The sequence below is a fragment of the Streptomyces sp. SID12501 genome (assembly GCF_010550245.1).
Lineage (GTDB): Bacteria > Actinomycetota > Actinomycetes > Streptomycetales > Streptomycetaceae > Streptomyces.
The window spans coordinates 102,300-123,403 of the sequence record NZ_JAAGLU010000008.1 but is presented as its reverse complement, the minus strand read 5'-3'; the positions used below and the strand labels follow the sequence as shown (position 1 = coordinate 123,403).

The 21,104-nt window shown below is 69.5% G+C and carries 19 protein-coding genes, 1 tRNA gene and 1 pseudogene; 8 read left to right on the top strand and 13 right to left on the bottom strand.

The window, feature by feature from the left end:
* Positions 1–93: 93 nt before the first annotated feature.
* Both G3I71_RS11445 and G3I71_RS11440 read left to right on the top strand, forming a co-directional pair.
* Positions 94–2,301: a nitrate- and nitrite sensing domain-containing protein gene (locus tag G3I71_RS11445; protein ID WP_164313876.1), complete on the top strand. Its 2,208-nt coding sequence runs from the start codon at positions 94–96 to the stop codon at positions 2,299–2,301.
* On the top strand, positions 2,298–2,717 hold the full coding sequence (locus G3I71_RS11440; RefSeq protein ID WP_164313875.1) for a roadblock/LC7 domain-containing protein: 420 nt from the start codon (positions 2,298–2,300) through the stop codon (positions 2,715–2,717). Before G3I71_RS11445 ends, G3I71_RS11440 begins: the two co-directional genes overlap by 4 nt.
* Positions 2,718–2,976: 259 nt before the next feature.
* On the opposite strand, the gene G3I71_RS11435 is transcribed toward G3I71_RS11440, so the two are convergent.
* From G3I71_RS11435 to G3I71_RS11415, 5 genes are all read right to left on the bottom strand, one after another.
* Positions 2,977–3,049, bottom strand: a tRNA-Arg gene (locus tag G3I71_RS11435).
* Between the two features lie 146 nt (positions 3,050–3,195).
* Positions 3,196–4,767: a hypothetical protein gene (locus G3I71_RS11430; RefSeq protein WP_164313874.1), complete on the bottom strand. Its 1,572-nt coding sequence runs from the start codon at positions 4,765–4,767 to the stop codon at positions 3,196–3,198.
* A complete protein-coding gene (locus tag G3I71_RS11425) occupies positions 4,760–5,716 on the bottom strand; it encodes an integrase (protein ID WP_164313873.1) in 957 nt (318 codons plus the stop codon). The genes G3I71_RS11430 and G3I71_RS11425 overlap by 8 nt, the downstream gene beginning before the upstream one ends.
* A 425-nt stretch (positions 5,717–6,141) precedes the next feature.
* Positions 6,142–6,993, bottom strand: coding sequence for a hypothetical protein (locus G3I71_RS11420; RefSeq protein ID WP_164313872.1), 852 nt, complete (start codon positions 6,991–6,993; stop codon positions 6,142–6,144).
* A gap of 190 nt (positions 6,994–7,183) precedes the next feature.
* Entirely contained in the window at positions 7,184–7,684 is a 501-nt protein-coding gene (locus tag G3I71_RS11415; protein ID WP_164313871.1) for a hypothetical protein, read from the bottom strand.
* Positions 7,685–8,200: 516 nt separating this feature from the next.
* Between G3I71_RS11415 and G3I71_RS11410 the strand changes: the two genes are divergently transcribed.
* From G3I71_RS11410 to G3I71_RS11400, 3 genes are all read left to right on the top strand, one after another.
* A complete protein-coding gene (locus tag G3I71_RS11410) occupies positions 8,201–8,524 on the top strand; it encodes a helix-turn-helix transcriptional regulator (protein WP_164313870.1) in 324 nt (107 codons plus the stop codon).
* 93 nt (positions 8,525–8,617) lie between these two features.
* Positions 8,618–9,079 (top strand): hypothetical protein, encoded by a 462-nt coding sequence (locus tag G3I71_RS11405; RefSeq protein WP_164313869.1) that lies wholly within the window; start codon positions 8,618–8,620, stop codon positions 9,077–9,079.
* A gap of 243 nt (positions 9,080–9,322) precedes the next feature.
* Entirely contained in the window at positions 9,323–9,820 is a 498-nt protein-coding gene (locus G3I71_RS11400) for a hypothetical protein (protein WP_164313868.1), read from the top strand.
* 389 nt (positions 9,821–10,209) lie between these two features.
* On the opposite strand, the gene G3I71_RS11395 is transcribed toward G3I71_RS11400, so the two are convergent.
* The 4 genes from G3I71_RS11395 to G3I71_RS11380 all read right to left on the bottom strand — a co-directional run bounded on the left by G3I71_RS11395 (position 10,210) and on the right by G3I71_RS11380 (position 14,660).
* Positions 10,210–11,583 (bottom strand): cytochrome P450, encoded by a 1,374-nt coding sequence (locus G3I71_RS11395; RefSeq protein ID WP_164313867.1) that lies wholly within the window; start codon positions 11,581–11,583, stop codon positions 10,210–10,212.
* A complete protein-coding gene (locus G3I71_RS11390; RefSeq protein WP_164313866.1) occupies positions 11,580–13,205 on the bottom strand; it encodes an MFS transporter in 1,626 nt (541 codons plus the stop codon). The genes G3I71_RS11395 and G3I71_RS11390 overlap by 4 nt, the downstream gene beginning before the upstream one ends.
* Entirely contained in the window at positions 13,202–14,023 is an 822-nt protein-coding gene (locus G3I71_RS11385; protein WP_164313865.1) for an alpha/beta fold hydrolase, read from the bottom strand. Before G3I71_RS11385 ends, G3I71_RS11390 begins: the two co-directional genes overlap by 4 nt.
* Positions 14,024–14,150: 127 nt before the next feature.
* Positions 14,151–14,660, bottom strand: coding sequence for a phosphopantetheine-binding protein (locus G3I71_RS11380; RefSeq protein WP_164313864.1), 510 nt, complete (start codon positions 14,658–14,660; stop codon positions 14,151–14,153).
* A gap of 181 nt (positions 14,661–14,841) precedes the next feature.
* On the opposite strand from G3I71_RS11380, the gene G3I71_RS11375 reads away from it, so the two are divergent.
* On the top strand, positions 14,842–16,065 hold the full coding sequence (locus tag G3I71_RS11375) for a beta-ketoacyl synthase (protein ID WP_164313863.1): 1,224 nt from the start codon (positions 14,842–14,844) through the stop codon (positions 16,063–16,065).
* A gap of 211 nt (positions 16,066–16,276) precedes the next feature.
* On the top strand, positions 16,277–16,477 hold the full coding sequence (locus G3I71_RS52680; protein ID WP_164313785.1) for a hypothetical protein: 201 nt from the start codon (positions 16,277–16,279) through the stop codon (positions 16,475–16,477).
* A 32-nt stretch (positions 16,478–16,509) separates the two neighbouring features.
* On the opposite strand, the pseudogene G3I71_RS11365 reads toward G3I71_RS52680, so the two are convergent.
* The 4 genes and pseudogenes from G3I71_RS11365 to G3I71_RS11350 all read right to left on the bottom strand — a co-directional run.
* A pseudogene (locus tag G3I71_RS11365) lies at positions 16,510–16,679 on the bottom strand (acyclic terpene utilization AtuA family protein); the annotation flags it as partial.
* Positions 16,676–17,470 (bottom strand): TIGR03084 family metal-binding protein, encoded by a 795-nt coding sequence (locus G3I71_RS11360; protein ID WP_164313862.1) that lies wholly within the window; start codon positions 17,468–17,470, stop codon positions 16,676–16,678. The pseudogene G3I71_RS11365 and the gene G3I71_RS11360, both read right to left, overlap by 4 nt.
* 236 nt (positions 17,471–17,706) lie before the next feature.
* A complete protein-coding gene (locus G3I71_RS11355) occupies positions 17,707–18,603 on the bottom strand; it encodes a hypothetical protein (protein ID WP_164313861.1) in 897 nt (298 codons plus the stop codon).
* A gap of 94 nt (positions 18,604–18,697) precedes the next feature.
* Complete coding sequence (locus tag G3I71_RS11350; protein ID WP_203729964.1) at positions 18,698–19,018, bottom strand: group II intron maturase-specific domain-containing protein; 321 nt, start codon at positions 19,016–19,018, stop codon at positions 18,698–18,700.
* Between the two features lie 859 nt (positions 19,019–19,877).
* Between G3I71_RS11350 and G3I71_RS11345 the strand changes: the two genes are divergently transcribed.
* A complete protein-coding gene (locus G3I71_RS11345; RefSeq protein WP_164313860.1) occupies positions 19,878–21,092 on the top strand; it encodes an aromatic ring-hydroxylating dioxygenase subunit alpha in 1,215 nt (404 codons plus the stop codon).
* The last annotated feature ends 12 nt before the right edge of the window (positions 21,093–21,104 follow it).

Genomic DNA, 21,104 nt, shown 5'->3' with positions numbered 1-21,104 from the left:
CGGCCTGCGGTGTGAGGGTGACGCAACCCAAGTTCCCACGGGCTCTAACAGTTCGGAAACCGCCCGCCGCGGCGGGCGCACTAACTTCGTGACATGAGGGTGTGGACGCCACTACGGCCGCTGCTCGACAGGCTCGACAGGCTCGACAGGCTCGGCAGACTCGGCGCAGCCGGCAAGCGTGTTGTCGGCAACGGCGGTACGGGCAAAGGTAGTTCAGCGCGCCACCACGATGACCGAACGCCTCCGGGCCGCCGGCCGCCGCCCGGCTGGCGCAGCATCAGAGGCCGGGTGGCGGTGGTCATCACCGTCCCCATCTGCCTGTTGCTGACGGTGGCCGGTCTGGCCGTGTACGGCCGGGCGGAGGCCCTCGGCGACGCCCGGACGACCCGTACCGAGGTCGGCCTCAGCCTGCGGGTGCAGGCGCTGGTGCACCAGCTGCAACGTGAACGCGGTCTGACGAACGGCCTGTTGGGCGGCGAGAAGAGCTACCGCACCCCGCTCGCCGCCACTCGCCTGCGCGTCGACACGGCACTGGAGGCCATGCGTCCCGAACGCGCCGTCGAGCAGGTCATCCAGAAACACCTGCGCCGCCTCGCGGCCATCCGCACCGCAGCAGACAAGGGCACCGCTGCCAGTTCTGTTTCTGGCGGGGGCACCGCCGACCGCACAGCCACCCTCACCTTCTACACGACCGCCGTCGACGCCCTCAACGCGGTCGACCCGGTGGCGGACACCGCGACGCGCGACGACCGCCAACTGCGCGACGGCCTGGCGGCGTTGCGGGAACTGGCCGCGGCCAAGGAGTCCGTCGCCCTCGAACGCGGCTTCCTCAACGGTGTGTTCGCCGAGGGTGCCTTCCACGACCGCGAGTACCTCACCTTCACCGAGGTGCGCGCCACCCGCGTCGCCGCCCTCGACCGCTTCAACCAGGTCGCCACCGCTCCCCAACTGGCCGCCCTGAAGCGCGCGTTCGGCACCAAGGACGCCGAGAGCGCCACCACCTACGAGGCCCGGGCGGAGAGCGCCCCCGACGGCTCCGCGCTGCGCGTCGACCCCGGCACCTGGTGGGACGCGATGACCGTACTCGTGGACGACCTCTACGCGGTCCAGCAGACGGTCGGTGACGACGTACGCGCCCGCGCCGACCGCCTCAGTCACGATGCCGAACTGGCCCTCGCCGCCTACCTCGTCGGGGGAACGCTCATGGCCGCCCTCGTCGCGGCCCTCGCCGCTTTCGCCTCGCGTTCCCTCACCCGCCCCCTCGGCGCACTCGCCGAAGCCGCCCACGACGTGGCCCGGCACCGGCTGCCCGCCACCGTCGCCCGCATCCAGCAGTCCCCGCAGGACCAGGTGGAGTTCCCCGAGGCACAAATCCTGGGCGGCGCGGCCGAGATCGCCGAAGTCGCGGAGTCCCTGCGCCAGGTGGAACACACCGCCCTCCAACTGGCCGCCCAGCAGGCCGGCCTGCGCCGCAACACCACCGAATCGCTCGCCAACCTGGGCCGCCGCAACCAGAATCTCGTACGCCGCCAGCTCGGCCTCATCACCCGCCTGGAACGGCAGGAACTCGACCCGGACGCCCTCGCCGAGCTCTTCGAGCTCGACCACCTCGCCACCCGTATGCGGCGCAACGCCGAAAGCCTGCTGGTCCTGGCCGGACAGAATCCGCCCCGGGCCACGGCTCAACCCGCCGGCGGCCTGGAAGTCGTCCAGTCCGCCGTCGCCGAGGTCGAGCAGTACCGCAGGGTCCTGATCTCGGCCGTGGAACCGGTGCGCGTACGCGGGCACGCCGTCGCCGATGTCGCCCACCTCCTCGCCGAACTCATCGAGAACGGGCTGACGTTCTCGCCACCGAACGAACGGGTCGAGGTGCACGGCTGGTACGACACCGAGGACGGCACATACAGCTTCGCCGTCGTCGACCACGGTGTCGGCATGTCCGCGGCCGACAAGGAACGCGCGAGCGCCCGCCTCTCCGGCTCGGACGAGGACGCCTTCCTCGCCGCGCCCACCCGCTTCCTCGGCCACCTCGTCGTCGGCCGGCTCGTCCACCGCCTGGGCGAAGGCGCGAAGGTCCACCTCTTCGACACCCCGGGCGGCGGTCTGTCCGCCCTCCTCGTCCTGCCCGACCGCCTGCTGGCCCCCGCCCAGATCCTCCCCACCACACCGCTCCCACCCCCACCCACCACTGCACCCACCACCCCACGCACTACCCCACCCGCTGTCTCCTCCCTGCTCAACGGCTTCCGAGCAGGTGTCGCCCGAGCCGAGGCCCGAAGCAACCAAGGAGCGTCATCGTGACCACCGCAGTCCAGAGTTTCGGCTGGCTCATCTCGGAGTTCGTACGCGCCGCCGACGGCGTCACCGACGCCGTCGCCGTCTCCTCGGACGGCCTCCTCATGGCAGCCTCCGACAGCCTCGGCCGGGACCGCGCCGACCATCTCGCCGCCATCGTCTCCGGCATCACCAGCCTCGCCCAGAACGCGGCGACGACCCACGGCTTCCGCGGCATGAAGCTCGTCATGATCGAGATGTTCGGCGGCTTCCTCATGGTCGGCCGCATCCGCGACGGCAGCTGCCTCGGCGTCCTCGCCGCCGAGGGCTGCGACGTGGGCCTGGTCGGCTACGAGATGTCCGTCCTCGCCGACCGAGCCGGCGAACTGCTCACCCCACAACTCGTACGCCAGCTCCACTCGGCACCCCTGGCAGCCGGATAGCCGCGGCACGCTCCGGCCACCACGTCCACCGCCGGCACCACCTGCGCAGGGAAGCCGAAAGACTCGATGGCGATGGCGGTGGCCCAGTGGCATAAATGTCACGCGCCGATCCGCTTGCCGCGCTGTCCGGGCTGCGGCGGGCGCGGACAGGTGGTCGCCGCACGCCGCACAAGCCTCTGCTGATCCTCTGGCCGCACAGGCCGAAGGCCCGGGTTCCGGCAGATCTGCCGGAACCCGGGCCTTCGGCCTCGCTGTCCTGTGCCCTCGGCAGGATTCGAACCTGCGACACCGGCTTTAGGAGAGCCGTGCTCTATCCCCTGAGCTACGAAGGCGGGGCCTTGCGTGAAACGTGGCTGAATACTCTGAGTGACTATTCGCCCCGGTATCGGCAAGGGGGGACCGCCACTGAGGTGGCGGTCCTTGACAGGGTATCGGATCGGGGCGGGGTGGTGGGCTGGGGCTGATGCCTCAGCTGGGTTCATGATCGGCCGGGTTTGCGGTCACCGTTGCTGAGGTCGGTGGTCTCGGTGCCTGCGTCGGTGTAGGTGGGGTCTTCTTGGTAGCGGGCGGAGCTGGTGGCGTTCTGGGCGATGAGGAAGCCGAGGACGACGAGGCTCTGGGCTTCGGCGCCGAAGGCGATCATTCGGCGGTTCCACAGGGAGCGGTCGAACTGGGAGAAGCCGGCTTCGGTGTCTTCGCGGCCGCCGTAGAGGATCTGGTGGACGGCGGTGTTGTCGGGGATCTGCAGGAGGTGCTCGGCGCGGTGGAAGCCGGTCTCGGCGTCACTCTGTCCTTCGTCGCGTTCGCCGGGGGTGGTGGTGACGCCGACGGGTTCGCGGTGTTCGTGAGGGCCTCGGGGGCACAGGACGGTGAGCAGGTGGTACCAGCGGTGGGTGTGGGCGCTGGCTCGGCGTTCGAGTCTGCGGACGGGCAGGGGGACGAGGGTGCTGGTGCCGTCGTCGAGGAAGGCGCGTTCGTGAACACGGCCGCCTTGGGACCACAGTTCGTGGCGGCAGCGACCGTAGCTGAGGGTGCGGATGTAACGGGGCTTGGCACCCTTGTGCTGCTTGTTGATCAGCAGACGGCCGCGGCGGGCGATCACGTCACGGTGCATGCCGCGGAAGGCGCCGTCGTACAGGACGCCCATGCAGCCGTCGGCGGCGTCCAGGATGGTGCAGGCCAGGTCGAGGGCGACGGCGGCCTCGCCACCCTCCTGGTCGTGGGGGACGTGGGCGTAGTTGAGGAAGACGCGGCGGAAGTAGCCGCGGTGGCGGGTGGAGAAGACGACGAACTTGGTGCCCAGGACCATCGCGTCCTGGCTCCCGCTGCCGTCCGTGTTCTGGCCGGAGCCGTCTTGTGCCGGTGTCTGGTCCGGGGTGTCCCCGGCGTCGGTGCGGTCGGCGCCGCCTTCCTTCTGCCAGGAGGAGGCGGGGTCGACGCGGTGGCGGCGGATCTCGCCGGTGGTCGTGTCGACGCTGTAGGGCTGGGTGGACAGGGTGGGTGATTTGGCGACGGTGCCGTCGCCGGCGATGAGCTGGTGGCGCTGCGGTCCGCTCCAGCAGCGCCGTTCGTCGCCGGGCAGCAGGCCCTGGCGCAGGGCCTGGGTCAGGGCGAGGTCGCTGAAGGTGGCGTTGAGTTCTTCCAGGCGGGGGACGAGGAGCTTGCGCTGGGCGTGCTGCCACTGGTGGCGGGAGGGTCCGGTCCTGGGCAGGCGTTTGGCCTCGTCCTTGCCCAGGTGGTGGGCGACCCCTTTGCGGATCTTCTTCCAGACGGTCGTGTCCTGCAGGTCGCCGGCGCAGTAGCGGGCGGAGCCGTGGATGCCGCGCAGGGCGAGGAAGAGGACGTAGACGTAGGGCGGGTACTCGGGCGGTCGGCCCCGGCGGGGTCCGGGTTCTTGTTCGAGGATGGCGGCGAGGTGGTAGAGGTCTTCGAAGCATGCTACGTCCTTGACGCGGCGGGAGGCGGTGCGCAGGTCGGATTCGCAGGCCCGGCGGGCGGTCTTCTTGCGCTGGGTGCGCGGTACGCGGTCGCCGAAGAGGTCATCAGGCATCCGGGTTGTCTCCGTTCGGTGCGGTGTCCGGGTCGGTGGTGTGCTGCCAGTCGTGGCCGATGAGGGTGGCGGTGCTGTCGAGGGAGGTCATGCCGAGGTGGCGGGCCGCGGCTTCGATGCGGTGGGTGCGGGTGAAGGTCTCCCAGCCCGCGTACGCGGTGATGGAGGCGGGGCGTACGGCCGGGTCGGCGCCGAGGCCGATGCGGTTGATCAGGTCGCGCAGGGCGACGCAGACGCGGGCCTGGATCTGTTCGTCGGTGCCGTTGCGGGACGACACCGCCAGCCGCAGGCGGCGGATGTCCTGGCCGGGTGCTGCGGCGTTCTGGACGTGGTGGGTGCGGGCGGCCAGGACCTGGATGCCCCAGGCGTCCAGCGGGCACCAGCGGGGGCGGGTCTTCGTCGAGCCGTGCATCCATACCCGGGCCATGGTGAGGTCGAGGTCGGCGGGGGTGATGTGGCCGATCTCGCCGCTGAAGCCGCCCGCCAGGGCCAGTGCCACGGCGGCGGCGTGGCGGGTGGGGCGGTCGGTGAACTCCGCCGCCAGGCGCAGTTCGACCGTCTCGGCCTCGTCCAGGGAGCGGGTTGCGCCGACGGTGCGCGCCGGCAGGTCGATGTCCCGGGTGGGGTCGGTGTCGGTCAGGCCGAGCCGTCGGGCGGTGGTGAAGCACATCCGTAGAACGCTGCGGCGCAGATGCCGGGTGGACAGGGAGGCCGGTGCGATGTGCCCGTGCCGGGTACGGCCGTGCGCGTCGACGAACTGCGTGGCCAGGACCGCATCGAGGTCGGTGAGCAGCGGGGCGCCGCGCGCGGTGGCGAACGCCTCGCAGCGGTGCAGGAGTTGGCCGAACCGGCCGAGGGTCTGCTCGGACATCTCGCCGCGCGCGACCAGGTCCTGCCAAGCCGTCAGGACCTGGCTGACGGCGGCCGTGAGGGTGATCTCACCGGCCATGACCGACACCCGCCGTCGGTGCGGCCATCGAGCCGGGCCCAGGCCGCGGCAGCCGCGGCGGGGCGGGTGGGTCTGGGATGCCGGGCATGCTTCCACCTCCACGCGAGCGGTGCGAACATGCACCACGGTGGGGAGGGTTGCGAGTGCCCGCAACGCGAGGGCGCCCAAGTGGTGAAAGGCTCGTCCGTTCGGTGTCCGCCCTGACGTCTCCTCAGCGTGCTGGGCGCAGCGGGGTGTTGGGCATGGGTGCTGGTTCCCTTCGAGGGTCGGATGTCATGCTGGCGGGTGCGGGGTGGATGGCGAGGGGATCGAACCCTCCGCGTGCGGGTCCAGAGGCCATACGCGGACACCAGCCGCCACCCCCCGGGTGCGCCGTCCCGGCCACGCCGGGACGGCGCACCGCTGTTGCTGGGTGGCACCGGCTGTCAGGCGGGGGGTGCGAGGGCGCCGCGCAGGCTGAGCAGGACGCCTTCGAGGAAGGCCGCGTACCGGGCGTCGGGCAGGGCCTGCACTTCCTGTCGGGTCAAGCCGAGCAGGGTGGTGCCCGCGGCGCCTTCGGCCAGATCCTCACCCCGCGCCCGCGCCCGCGGGTGCTGGTGCTCGTCCGGCGGCGGTGTCGCAGGTGGCTCCGGTTCCGCTTCCGGCGCCGTGTCCTTGCCTGGCCCGGAGCCGGGACCGGCCGCGGGTAGTACGCCGTCGGGGGGCGCGAGGTGCATGCGCAGTTGCTCGTCACGGACCAGGACCAGGCCGATCACGAGCCACTCCACCAGGTACATGCCGCGCAGCGGCACCCCGGGCAGGCCCGCGCGCAGCCGCTTCGCCAGCTGCTCCTGCGGCAGGGGCCCGTCAGCCAGGAGCCGGTCGGCCGCCTCGGTGGACCAGTGCGCTTGCAGCATCGGGCGCAGGACCAGCCGCGCCCGGGCGGAGTCCTTGGGCCACAGCTGGGCAAACGCCCGCCCGTGGTCGGTGACCGCGTACCGGCCCCGCCCGGCCCGTACCAGCCCCACGTCCGACAGGAAGCCCATGCAGTCGCCGACGGTAGCCGGGCTGCGTCCGGCGTGCTGCGCCAGCCGGTTGCGCTGCACGTCGTCCGCGTGCTCGGTCAGGAAGGCGAGCCCGAGAACGATGTTGATCTGCTGGGCAGGGCTGGAGCGGCCGCTGGGCAGCGTCCGGCGCGGCGGCGCGGCGCCCGGGTCCGGCTGCCCGTCCTGCCGGCCGGGCTCCCCCTTGCCCGCGTGCCAGGTCGTACGGGAATTCGGATGCGAAAAGAAAGACACGGTGAGCCCATTTCCTGACCCAAGGCGGGTCGAATTCGCTCTGGGCTCTCGCGCGCGCGCCGAAAGGCGCATAGAGTGAACGTGATGCGTGCGTGAGCCCAGAAAAATGCGCGTCCCGGTGCCGCCGAACTAGGACCTCGGCGGCACTTGCGCGTGTACCTTTAACGCGTTGCGTTGGATATGGCGTCCGCTAGATATCACCGCCTTCGGTGGCCGGCGGGATCCCGTACACGCCGCGTGAGACTCTGGCCAGCGCTCCCGCCCGCACCAGTTCGGTCAGCTCCGGGCCCAGCCCGCTGAGCTTGATGTCCGGGCGCACGGCGCTCAGGTGCGCCGCGATCTCCGACCTCTGCACGCCGCGCTCCTGGCCTCGCGCGAAGGCGAGGAGCTCCTGGGAGAGCGTCGGCCGTGCCCGGCCCGAGTCCGGGGAGCGCTCGGCATCCGGGGCGGAGGGCGGTTCCGGCACGTCATCGGGCATCTGCGCGGCGTCGGCCAGCAGTTCCTCGGCGCCGCGCGCCACCCGCTGGGACACCTCCGCCCGCGTGCTCGCCGAGTCGAACGCACCCCGGGCCGCCGCCACTTCCTCCTCGGCCCGGGCGAGGCGGTCCTTCGCCGCGGTAAGCCGCTCCTCGTCATCGGTCGCCAGCGACCTCAGCTCGGTCAGGACGGCCCGCGCTCCACGTGACTGCACGAAAGAACCTCCCCTCAATTCCCGGATCCGGAATCCGCAATGAGCGTATCCAGCAACACCTCAGCCCGGTAGGGCTCCTCCCGAAATACCCCCGCCACAGCCACAGAGAAAAGAGGGGGATGAATTCGAACGGAATCCGAAAAGAGGAACTCGGTCATCGGCATTCAGTAATACCCCACACGTCCCACACTCCTTGGCCTGCACTTACTTTCCGAGACCTCAGTTACCCAGCGTCAGTGACCTGCGCGCAGAACGGGAGGGGGCGCACAGGAGTGAAAAGACCCCGCAAAGCAGAAAGAGGCCGGGGCCATCCCCTCGCCTGCGGCCCGGCGCGGGGGCTTGTCGGCGCCCGGTGGCCGCTCAATGGTGCGAAGGAGGTGACGTGCCGGTGCTGGTGAGTGCCATCCTGCCGTGAATGGTGTAAGTGGTGTATGTATGCACCGAACGATGAAGGCGGGCGCCCCGGCGCCCTACAGCAAGGACCGGCGGCACATGGGCGCGTGGGATGATCCATGTATGCCCCGGAGCAGTAACGACAAGGTGCCGCGCGACTACGTCGCCTCAGGTATCTGGCCGCAGGCCGCTCTCGCCCCCGACGCCCCCGTCAGCGCCCACTACGGCCAGGCACTCGCCCGCAACATCGAACGCGCCCTCGCCTCCACCGGGCAGAGCCTGCGGACGCTGGCCGAGGCCACGGGAATCACGCACTCGACCATCAGCCGGGTCGTCAACGGCCGCGTGCTGCCCGACCTCGGCACCCTCGCCCGCCTGGAGGCCGCCCTCGGCTTCCAGATCTGGCCCGGCCTCGCGGCGCTGCCCCACTCGGCCCCCGCCGACTGAGAGCCCTCCGCTGCCGAAAGTGTGCCGCGTCCCTCGTCTGCCCGTCCGGGCGCGCGCGGTTGCGGGAGATGCCCCTACGCTCACGCTATGTGCATGTATGCACCGGAAAGGTGCTGTGACCGCGACGTCCTCCTGGCCTGCTTCGATGCAGCGCGCCGCATCGCGCTGATCCGTCCCGAAGCGCCCGGCGACGGTCAGCGGCTGTCCTTGCCCGCCACCGAACGCCGGACGGGTGAGCCCTACCGGCGGGCGGCCGTCCGCCTCGCCCGGACGATGACCCCGGCCGGTGTGCTCCGCCTGGGCAGGGTCACCGGCCGGATCCCCGCTGCCGCGCAGTGCGCCCCGGCGCGCAGGCGGGCAGAACGCCGCCTGTTCACCGCGCATGTCTCCTCACCTGATGTCCTGCACGCACCGTGGGACGGTACGCAGCTGGCGTGGCTTCCCCACGGCGACGCGGCCGCGCAGCTGGCACACCTGGCGATCGCAGACCTCGATCTCTTCCTCCAGGGCTACCTGCAGGGCTGGATCCCGGACGGATGGATCACGCTCGGATGACTCCCACCCCACGCGGTCAGCCGTAGCCGAGTTCAGCGGTGTCAGCCGGCAAACATCCGGCAGCAAAGGAGGCAGGGCATGGACACGGGATACGCGTCGGGCCGCAGCCGGACGCGGGCTCGCGCGTCGGGGCCCACGCGGATCACGCGCCGCTGCCCGCAGTCCCATCCACCGGCATCACCGGGCTCCGCCCGCCGGCATGGGAAGCGTCACAAGACGAGACAGGACCACAGGAGGGAAACCATGACCGTGCATGCCATCGAGATCATGCTGACCCGCGCCGTCGGGGCGGTCGAGCTGAACGCCGCACAACACGAATCCGGGCTGCCACTGGCAGCCTCGGGCGACCTGAAACGCCTTGTCGTACTCGTCTCGGCGAAGAGCGAGCCGGCAGCCGTACGGAAGGTCTGGAAGCGGCTCGCGGACGCGTTGCCCATCGATGTGCTCTGCAGTCTCTTCCCCGGCCCTGACGGCATGTACCGCATGAGCATCCCGATGAGCGTGGACGCCCTGCGCCGACTGCGCCACCAAGCGGTGACAGAGGGCAAGACCCCGGAGGGTTGCCTCCGGGACGCAGTCGCCCAGGCGCTGGCCCGTGACCGTTCCACGCGCCGCGCACGGCTTGAGTGCCAACTGAACACCCTGTTCCGTGAGTTCACCCCCGAAGAAGTCACGGGAGCGGCCGCACAGAGGATCAGGGGTTCCGACCGGACTGAAACCTTCACTGTTCAAAGTGGTTGACGGAGACGCCAGGATGTCGCACAGCCGGTGTGTTCCTTGGCCGCGGCCGCACACCTTGCCGCCCCACGACACCGCCAACATCCACACCGTGTCCGAGCCTCTTGAGGCTCGGACACGGTGTGGATGGCCTGGACGGCCCCACTCTCCAGTTCCTCCTCTACGCCACACGGCACCGCCCCGACATCGTCACCGAGAGCAAAGCGCTGGCGCAGGCCCTCGTCCACCTGCGGCGCACCGGCCACGAGCGCGACACCCGACCCGGACTTCGCAGGTCGCGAAGAGGTTCTCCGAAGTGACCTCACGGTGTCCGATCTCGACCGGGCCGGACCGCGACGGCTATCGTCGCGGCGGTTCCGATCGGCAAGCGATCAGTTACGGCCCCTTGATCTTCACGATTGGGCGACTTGCGAAGTCCGGGTCTGGACGCTGCGCACAGCGCCGAGATCGCGTTCAGCGGCTGAAGGGGTGTGGCCCACCGCAGGGCCGAGCGTGGCGATGGTGACGAGGCCGGAGCTGGCTGCGGCGAGCGCTGGGCTGGGCTGGGCCGGGGTGTCAAGAACCACGGGCAGTGCGATGGGGATTCGGTCGGAGTACGAGCCGTGGAAGCGGATCTCTTCGAGTGGCAGGGTGAGCCGCAGCCGTGGATACCGCCCGAAGAGGGCCGGCAGGGCCAGGTGCAGGATCTGGCGGGCCAGGACGGCCCCGACACAGCTGTGAGGGCCCCAGCCGAAGGCCAGGTGTTTGGGTGGGCGGGTTCTGTCCAGCCGCATCTCGTCCGGGGCGGTGTACTGGACGCGGTCGCGGTTGGCGGTGACGAGACAGGCTGTGACCGTCGATCCGCGGGGGATGATCCCGTTGTCGGTCTCGATCGGTTCGGCCGTCACTCGCGGCGTCGTTACGGCGTGTGGCGGCTGAAGCCTCAGCAGTTCCTCGATCAGGATCTCGGTGCGTCCAGGGTCCTGAAGGGCCGTCATGGCTTGCGGTGACTGTTCCTGGGCTAGTCGAGCGGCGCCGAAGGCCAGTGCGCTGATGGTGGGGATGAGGCCGGCGCGGTAGACCGCGATCAGGTTCTCCACGGCTTCGGCATAGGACAGGGGGGTGATCGCGCGTGGTGGCCGGAGCATTGACGCCATGAGGCTGTCTTGGGGGATGGCGCCCTCGGAGCCGCTCAGCACGCGCTGCAGCAGGATGCTGAGAGCGAAGGCGGTACGGCGCTGGGTCGTGGCGTCGGTGGCGTCGGAGTTCCGTCGTTGCAGGACGGCGTGCCGGCGTGTCTGGTCCTCTGTCAGGCCCATGGCGTGGCCGAGCACATGGTTCACCAGGGGGCGGGCGAACGACTCGACAAGATCGGTCTCGTCCGTGCCCGGTAGGCCGTCCAGCAGCCGTTCCACCGTACGCGTGATGAAGGCGCGTCGGCGCAGCACGGCCGCGCGGCTGAAGGCGGGTGCGATCGTGGCACGCAGCCGGGCGTGTGCGGTCCCGTCGGCTCGTAGGACATGCCTGCCCGTCAGGGTCGGGCCGAGTGCGAAGAGGTCCACGTCGTTTTCGCGCCCGGTCACCGGCGACGGGGAGTTCACCACGCGTGGGTCGGTGAGCAGCTGCTTGGCTTGCTGGTATCCGGTGGCCGACCACATGTCCAGGCCCCCGATGTTGAGCAGATCGTAGTCCGTGCCGTCCGCGCGGACCTGCTCTACGTATGCCTGGCGTTCGTGCTCCGGAGGAACGGGAGCAGCGGCTGGTGCCGGGAGAGGATGCGTACTCATACGGCGGGCTCCTTCGCTGAGTGGACGGCCCTTATCCGGTCGCTGTCTGCCAGCGGTTCTCGCTGGTTTGCCGCAGCGACCATGGGGTCGGCGGAACGGAGGAGGAACCAGGCAGTCAGTCCTGCCGTTGCGGCGACTCCGGCCGCCGGTACGGCAGCGACGGTCATCGCGTGGACGAAGGCGTCCCGTGCCGCGGCGATCAGAGGGGCGGCTTGTTCCGGAGGAAGGGTGGATACGGCGGGCAGTGCGCCGATCGTCTGCTCGGAGGTGGTGCCTGGGGTGCCGGGAGGGAAGTGAGGTCCGCGCTCGGTCATGCGGCCGGTGTAGACGGAGTTGACCACGGAACCGAGTACGGCGATCCCAAGGGAGGAGCCGACCGCGCGGGTGGTGTCGTTCATGGCGGCGGCTGTTCCTGCGTGGTTGGGGTGTGCCGCGTTCATGACGATCTCGGTGCAGGGTAGTGAGGCGAGTCCGAGTCCGAGTCCGACCAGGGTCAGGGCAGTGAGTGCCCGGCCGTAGCCGGAGCCCGCGTCGGTGGTCGTCAGCACCACATATCCGAGGAAGGCGAGACCTCCCCCGGAGACGACGGGAACTCTGGGCCCGAACCGGCCCGGCAGCAGCAGAGCGCAGCCGGACCCCACGATCGCGGCGGCCGCGCACGGCAGCATACGCAGCCCTGCCTGGAGCGGTGTGTATCCAAGGACGCCCTGCAGATACAGCACCACCACGAAACCCATGCCGGCCAGCGTGAAGAAGAGCAGGACGAGGACTACCACCGCTCCCGCGTAGTGGCGTCCGCGCAGCAGGTCCAGGGGCAGGGAGGGAACCGGCAGCCGTCGCTCGCGTCGGGCGTACAGCGCGAACAGCAGCGCACCCAGGAGCAGTACGGACACGGTCCCGGTGCTGGCCCAGCCCCGGTGCGGTGCGGTGATGATTCCGTAGACGGCGGTGGTGAGGGCCAGGATTCCCAGGACGGTACCGGCCGGGTCCAGCGGCCGTCCGCCGCGGTCCTTGGAGTCCGGCAGCAGCGGCCGGGCGAACAGCAGGGCGACGGCGCACACCGGTACGTTGATCCAGAATCCGGAGCGCCAGGAGAAGTGCTCCAGTAGCCAGCCGCCCAGGGCCGGTCCCAGGACGAGCCCGATGCTCGCCGATGCGGTCCAGGTGGCGAGAGCGGTACGCGAGCGGGGGTGGCCACGGAACAGGTCGACGGTGAGGGACAAGGTGGCCGGCATGATGAGCGCGCCGCCCAATCCCATACCCGCTCGTGCCGCCGTCAACTGGGTGGGCGTGACGCCGGCGGCCCCGAACACGGACGCCACGCCGCAGACGGCCATGCCGAGCATGAAGGCCCGCCGTCGCCCGTACCGGTCGCCCCAGCGCCCGCAGGCCAGTACCAGCCCCGCGAGGGCCAGCGGATAGGCGTCGGTGACCCATTGCAGTCCCGCTGTGTCGATGCCGAGGTGCGGATCCTGCTGGAGCGAGGGCAGTGCGACGTTCAGGATGCTGTTGTCCAGCCCCAGCAGGAGCATGCCGGTGCACACCACGGCGAGACCGGCCGATCGGCGCCGTCCGGTGACGGACGGCGCCGATCGGCCGGTCTCTGCAACGGAGGCAGTCATACGGGGCTCCTGCTTTGCCAGGAGGTCGAGTGCTGGAACCGTTCCCATGCCGTGCAGTACGAGAAGTCGCCCACCGTCTCCTCCTGTTCATCCATGTCATCCAGCTTGCCCAGAAAGAACCTGCGGGCCAGGTCTGCATGCTCGGCGGGACGGGTCATGGGCACGAAGTGGTCGCTCTGCCTGATCGTGGTGAATCGGGCGTCCGGCCAGGCGGAGACGAGCTGCCGACATGCCTCGGGAGGGGTCCATGCGTCGTGTTCACCGGTGACCGCCAGTGCGGGCACGGGAACGGTGGCGGTGGTCAGCGACTCCATCCGAAGCCCGCAGTCGATCCCCAACTGCATGCTGTCCTCGGTGAGGCGACGCGCCCAGATCTGGACCATCCGCCGCATGGGCTGGAGCGCTTCGGCGGCAAGTCCCCAGTCGGTTCCCGTGAGCAGAGCGGTCATCTCCTCCGCGAACTCTTCGCGCGGGCTGGTACGCCACCGGAGAGCCAGGCTCTCCCAGAGCGCGGGGTCGTAGAGGGCGAGCCCGCCGGGCCCGGCCGTGCCGGTCAGCAGCAGCCGCTCGACGGCATCGGGGTAGCGGGCGGCGAAGTGGTAGGCGATGTTGCCGCCGTACGAGATGCCGTGAATGCTGACCCGCTGGTGTCCGAGTTCGTCCAGCACATGACGGACGGCGTCCGCCAGGAAGTCGAAGGTGAAGTGGGCGGGCAGCCGGCCGGGCAGGTGTACACCCGGAATCGCCAGCCGCAGGGCTGTCGCGTAGGCGCTGACACGGGCCGCTTGTTCCTGGGACATCTCAAGCGTGTTCAGCATGCCACCGATGAGCAGTACCGTTCGGGCTTGCGGACGGTCGCACGTGTCGACACGGCATTCGAGGGTGAGCCCCTCATAGTCGATGCGATGGTGATCGGCACGGCGCGTGTCCGGCGGCCGTGTCATGTCAGCCGGCCGAAGTGGTCGCGGGTACCGCGGGCATGTCGCCAGAGGTATCCCGCGCGGTCTCGAACAGGGCAGCCGATTCCCTGAGTGTCATGCCGCGGTGCAGGGCCGCTCCGTAATCGGGGAGCCGCGTGTCCAACCGCTGCTCCGCCATGACCATCAGCTCCACCAGATGCAGAGAGTCGATGTCCAGAGCGGTGAAGTCGGCCTCGGGCGTCAGCTTTTCCGTCGGAATGCCGCACTGCTCGACGATCAGGTCCAGTAGTTGCACGTAAGGCATGCCTTGGAGAAGCTCCGCGACCTCTCCCAGTGTGCCCGCTGACCGTACGGAAGCTTGCTGCGCCTCGGACAGCACGAGGTGGTATCGCCGCTCCAGGGCCACCAGGAGCTTGCCCGCCAGGAGTAGGCCAAGGCGCAGGTCTTCCGGCTCGGTCTGCGCTTGGACAAGGGCTGGGTCGACGTCGCATTCCTCGACGAGGAGCCGGTGCAGGAGGCTGAGCGGTGGCGTCATGGCAGGGGTGTCTACCAGCGCGGGAGGCATCCGATCACGTGGCGGTGGCGCCGAACGGACGCTTACCCATGCACATTCACTCTTGTGGTGTAGCTCCGGCTGGCGGGTTGAGGGGCCCCGAAGTTAGCCTGCCGGACCGGGCTGGGCCGGTGGAGCGGCCGGAGGCGAAGGAGACACGCAGATGGAGACGCGGGACATCGCGGTCACGGGCATGGGACTGATCTCGCCGGCCGGCATCGGATGCGAAGACAACTGGCACCGACTGTGTGAGGGAAATTCACTCGCCGTTACGGACCCGCGGCTGATCGGTCTGCGAACGGATTTCTCCTGCGCGGTGCAGGACTTCCGGGCCGAGAACCTGCTCGGTCACCGACTCGCGCGCCGACTCGACGCCTTCGGACAGTTCGCGGTCGTCGCGGCACGCCAGGCCGTGGCCGACGCCGACCTCGACCCTGGCCAGTGGAGAGCCGAGCGCGTGGGCGTTGTCCTCGGAGTTGGCAGCAACAGCCTCCACACGTACGAGGAGCCCTTCCGCCTCCTTGACCAAGACCGTGCCTCTCATCTCTCCCCATTCGCCATCCCGCGCAGCGTTCCGAGCATGGCCGCCGGCGAGGTCGCCCTTGACCTCGGGGTGAGGGGCGTCACCTTTACTACGAGCAGTGCCTGTGCCTCCGGTGCCACTGCGCTCGGTACCGCGATGGATCTGCTCCGCTCAGGCCGGTGCGACGTCGTACTGGCAGGCGGAAGCGAATCCGCCCGAAGCCGGATGACCGCCGCGTGCTTCTCCCGGATGGGCGCCCTGTCCTCGCGCCGGATCGATCCGGCAGCGGCATCACGCCCTTTCGACGCGGACCGGGACGGATTTGTTCTCGGCGAGGGAGCCGCCGTGATGGTTCTCGAACGTGCCCAGGACGCGCACCGCCGCCGCGCCCGAGTACGGGGTCTCCTGGCCGGCTATGGCGCCGGGGTCGACGCATTCCACCCCACCGCCCCCGACCCACGGGGCTGCGGAGCGGAAGCCACGATCCGGGCAGCACTCGCGGACGCCGGCTGCGATGCCTCCGACATCGACCACATCAACGCGCACGGCACCTCAACCCTGTTGAACGACGAGGCCGAAGCCCGGCTGCTGCGCAGGATTTTCCCATCGGCACCACCGGTCACCGCCAACAAGAGTGTCCTTGGCCACGCCCTGGGCGCCGCCGGAGCGATCGAGGCCGCCCTCACACTGCTCAGCCTGGAACACGGAGTGATCCCACCGACCGCGAACCTAGCCCTCCAGAACTCCGATCTGGAACTCGACATCGTGACCAAGTGCCCACGCCCCACCCACATGACCACCGCACTGAGCACGTCATTCGGGTTCGGAGGACAGAACGCGGTCCTCGTCATGAGAAGGGATTGACACCAGTCCGGGTAGTAGCAGGCCAGAAACCGGCCCGCTATCGCCCGGCCAGCCAACTCCCACCGCGACACTGTGTGCTTCGAAGACCGCTTCATCGCGGCCGCCCCTCGGGCGGCCGCGATGGCCGAGACGGCATCCCCGAGCGCCGTCCCGGTTTCCCACGTCCCACCGAGCGAGTCGGGGGTAGTGAACCCGGGGCCGGAGTGTCCTGGTGGCTGACAGTGTGCTCGGGCATGAGGTCGGCGATGGTGGTGCGGACGGCGCCGCGACTGACGTCGTGTTCGCGGGCGAGGCCGGCGATGGTCTGGCCGTCCAGGTACGCGGTGCGCACGGCGTCGGTAGTCTCGGCCTTGATGGCTGCGCGTCGCCCCCCTTGTTGCCCTTCGCCTCGGCGGCCCGCAGCCCGTCGTAGGTCAACTCCCGCTGCAGGTCGTGCTGAACGATGCGGGCGTAGCCGGCGGCGGGGTCCTTGAGCCGGTCACGGCCCAGGATGAGCATGGTCAGCTCGGCGAGGTAGTCGCCAGTCAGGACGTCCAGTTCACCGCTGGTGACATCTCGCGCATCGGGTCGAAGCCACCGTGCAAGCTGGAGGCATTGCCGATCTGGAGGGTCATTCAGCCGCTTCCCTGGGCGGTCGACCGCGGCCGGACGGGCCCGCGAAGGCCTGGGCGATGCCGAGCCAGCGGTCGGCGTCGCGGCCCTCGGCGCATACGGCGAGGTCGGCGCGGTGGGCTCGCTGGGTGACGAGGAGGCAGAAGTCGAGGGCGGGGCCGGTGACGCGCTGCGGGGCGTCTTCGGGGCCGTATGTCCACAATTCGCCGGCCGGGCCGGTGATTTCCACCCGGAACACCTCGGTGGGTGCGGCGAGCCCCTGCGCCATGAAGGCGAGGTCCCTTGCGCGCACACCGAGGCCGACCACATGTTTGAGGCGGTCCGTAGGGGTGCGGACGGCACCCAGGGCATCGACGATGTCCTGGCCGTGGGCCCAGGTCTCCATCAGTCGGCCGGTGGCCATGTAGCCGACGGACAGATACAGCCCGAACCAGGGAAAGCGGCTGCCGGGCACCGCGTCCCGAAGCGCCCGATCGAGCGCGGCCCGTCCCTCACGCCACCTGGACAGCAACTCACCGGGCGGGAGTTGAGCGCCCGCTTCGGCTCCTTCGTCGGCAAAGGAGCCGGGAGCCGCGAGCACCTTCTCGGTCAGCGCGTGGGCACCGTCCTCGTCCGTGACGGCGATCAGCGCCGCGTGGTCGGTCCAGTGCAGATGGGCGATCTGATGGGCGATCGTCCAGCGGGGGGCGGGGGTGGCGAGGGTCCACTGTTCGGCCCCCAACTCGACTACCAGTTGGTCGAGTTCCTCGCCCTCGTCACGCAGGTCGTCGATGACGGGCGTCGGATCGAACATGGGGAGGAGTATGGCAGCGGCCCCAAAAAGCATCAAGCATGCCTACGTGATTTTCTGACCCGGGGGTCCGGCTGAACTGCACCGAGATGCCCGCGCCCAGCACCAGACGCATGAGCCCGAGGGAACCCCGGCGGTGCGGGGCGCCTGCCAGGATCCGGGAAACGGGACTGTCCTTGACTCGCATGACCTCCGATCACCCGTAGTGCAAACCCAGAGGTACGGCCGGACAGTCGTCGTCAGCCGGCGGCCGAGGTCCCTTCATCGGTCGGTCCCGGCCCCCGGTCCGTCTCGTCCGGCAGGCCGAGGGGGTTCGGGAAAGGGAGCAGGTTCGCCTGCAGCACGTGCCAGGCCGGTTCCTTCAGGGCCGCGAGCAGGGCGTCCGCCCGAGGAGTGGCGAGTGGGCGCAGCAGCCGGGCGGCCAGGCGGTCGGTGGCGTGCTCGATCCGGTCACGTTCCGCGCGGCCCCGGTCGGTGGCGTTCTCCTCGGCGTCCAACAGTCCGCGGGAGCGCAGCCGGTCCACGGCCCCCGCCCATTCGGCCTCGCTCCAGCCCCGGTCCGCCCGCATGCTCTCGTGGGGCACCCTGCCCGTACCGGCGGTCAGGGCGAGCGCCTCCGGCGCGTCCAGGTCATGGTCGGCAAGGGTTGCGGCGTGGGCGTCACCGCGGAACTCGCGCAACGCCGTGACGAGTTGCCACAGCCGCTCCACCGGGTCGGCCCGGTCGCACAGCGGACGGTTGGCCGCGAACAATGGCCGGGCAAGGGCGGGGGCGTCTTCTACCATGGCCGTCAGTGGGTCGGCGAGGGCGGCCGCGCGCTCCTCGATGCCAGGGGCGACCCGGCGCAGAACCCGGGCGGCGGCGCGGGCGCGGGCTTCCACGGCCTGTTCCGGGGTGACGGTCCGCCACGCCGAAGGCAGGGCACGGCCGACCATGCCCGGGGCGAACACGGCAAGGGCGGCGGTGGCCGCGCCCTGCCCGACCGCCCCCATGGGGGCGGTACGGATCGCGAAGTAGCCCATCCAGAAGCCTTTGAGCCCCAGTGACCTGCCCAGCGCGCGACACTGGTCGTCGAAGTAGATGACGGCGTGGAGGGGTTCGGTGCGCAACCAGAGAGTGCGGGATCTCGGCTCCATGGAACGCAAGTTACCAGCCGGGCGCGTCGACACCGCAGCCGTCGACTCCGTTGTGGCCCTCGGCAGTGGGACGCGGTGGGTCACGGTCGGTGAGTCAGCCTGAGACGCGGTGCCGGGGTTTCCCCCGGTCCGTTTGACGACCCGTCGCCAGACGAAAGTTCGCCAGCATCCTGAAGGTGTGCTTGGCCACCGCGTGCTTGAACTTGTTGGCCCAGCCGTTCAGGATCTGGTTGATCCTGAACAGCAGGTCCCTGGGGTTGGTCTGTGACGTTCTGGGGGTCAGGTCACGGATCTTGTCCTTCAACTGCCGGACGGGCCGGGCAGCGATGAAGGTGCAGACGTGCCATTTATCCTTCGTGCCTGGCTTGCGGCGCCACTGGACGTGGAACCCCAAGAACCCGTACCCCTCGCTCATGTGCTCGACCTGGGCATGGGGTTCTCGTCCAGGATGTAGCGGACGTGCGGGCCGTGGAAGTAGCCGCGGACGATGTGGGGCTGACGCTGGCGCCGGAGGAAAAAGCGGCGGGTCTCGGCGACGAGTTCGGCCTGGTCGCGGGTCGCCCATCCCGACGAGGTCGAGCTGCACTTACCGCCGCCGCAGGACTGCGGTGAGGCAGGAGCCGTCGGGCAGCGGGCAGCACACGGCCGGGCGCCGGCGATGCGGCCTCACGGCAAGCCGGTGGGGATGCACCAGGTGCCGGGGGAGGCGGGGCAGGCCGCGGTGCGTCAGGTGGTCCTCGGTCACCGGCCCTGTGATGTGGGGCTTTGCGGGCAGTTGTGGACACGGTGGCTGGTGGGTGAGCTGATTTCTTCGCAGAGCCTCGGCATCCTCGCGTTTCAAGACATAGTCGAGTGATCTCGAAGGGTGATTCCCGATATTCTTTGTTCGGCAGGGCCGAGCTGCGGATTGGGGCCAAAGGGGCGAGGAGTGCGACCGTCCGGCACCTCCGCCTGTCCGGGCGTCCGACATGGTCCAGATCCGTCCGTCCCTCGTGAGAGGCATTCGACCAGCCGCATTCCGAGATCACTTTCACACCAGGCTTACGGCCGGAACCCACTGACTGCTCGCGCTCCCAAACTTGACGCGCGAGTAACCGTTTCGGCAAAATCATGGAACCAGTTTGAATCGCGCTCTCCGAGTTCCCGCCCGACTCAGGAATCACAAATCGGTCCGGCGGATACACGAGAATCGACCGGCGCCGCCACTTGCTCCCTCATCACCTTTTCTCACCCTTCCTCCTCGGTACCACACTGTCGTCGCGAGAGGGGCACAGATGGATCACAGCACCCAGGTCGGGATCATCCAGAAACTGTTGGAATTCAACGAGCAGCGCACCACGGACATGGCGGGCCAGGAGAGCGAGTACTTCAATCCCGTCACCGTGTACACCGATCCCGAGCGCTTGTCCGCAGAGCTGAAGCAGATCTGGTACCGCAGGCCCCTGTCCGTCGGGCACGTCGCCGAATTCCCGAAGGCCGGAGATTTCAAGACCGTCCAGGTCGGCAAGGTCCCCATCCTCGTCGTCCGCGGCAAGGACGACAGGATCCGCGCGTTCGTGAACGTCTGCCGACACCGCGGAACCGTGCTCGAGGAACGGGAGACCGGGCACGCCAACACGTTCGCCTGCCCTTACCACGCGTGGACCTACGGAGCGGACGGGGCACTGCGCCATGTCCCGGACGATTTCGGCTTCCCCGAGGTGGCGTCCGACAAGGGGCGGTTCGGCCTTCGGGAACTCTGGTCCCAGGTGCACGCGGGGTTCGTCTATGTGCAGGCCGACGGCAACGCCCCCGAGCGGGAGCTGGTGGACTGGCTCGACGAGGTCGGCAAGGACCTCCAGGACCTGGGCCTCGCGGAGTACGTGGCCCTCGAACCGTCGACGGTTCGTCATCCGGTGAACTGGAAGCTGCCGTTCGACATCTTCCTGGAGAACTACCACACCAAGTTCACCCACCGCACCACGATCTATCCGGTGTTCCTTTCGAACGTCGGAAAATTCGACTCGTTCGGCTCGCACATCCGCTGTGTGCTGCCCCGTCGTGAGATCACCGAACTGCGGCACATCGACGAAGCCAAATGGGACCTGGTGGAGCAGTCGACGCTGCTGTACGTCGTCTGGCCGAACACGATGATCGCCGTACTCCCCGAGCATGCGGCCGTGTGGCACGTATACCCCGACGGCGTGGACCACTCGACGATGAATTTCTATGCGCTCCTCGCCCGCCGGCTCTATGAGGCGGAGGCGGAGGCGGAGAAATGGCAGAAGAGCCTCAAGGTCATCCAGAAGGTCAAGCGGGAGGATGCCGCGCGGTTCCTCTCCATCCAGCAAGGCATGAATTCGGGCGGTAATTCCGCGCTCACCTTCGGCCGTTACGAGAAGGCCATCGCCTGGTTCCACCAGAGCATCGAGGAGGCGCTCGCCGATTCCGAAGGCGATACCCCGCAGGAAGTTCCGGCCGACGCCCCGACGGGCACCGTTGCCCGCTGAGCGCCAAGGAGA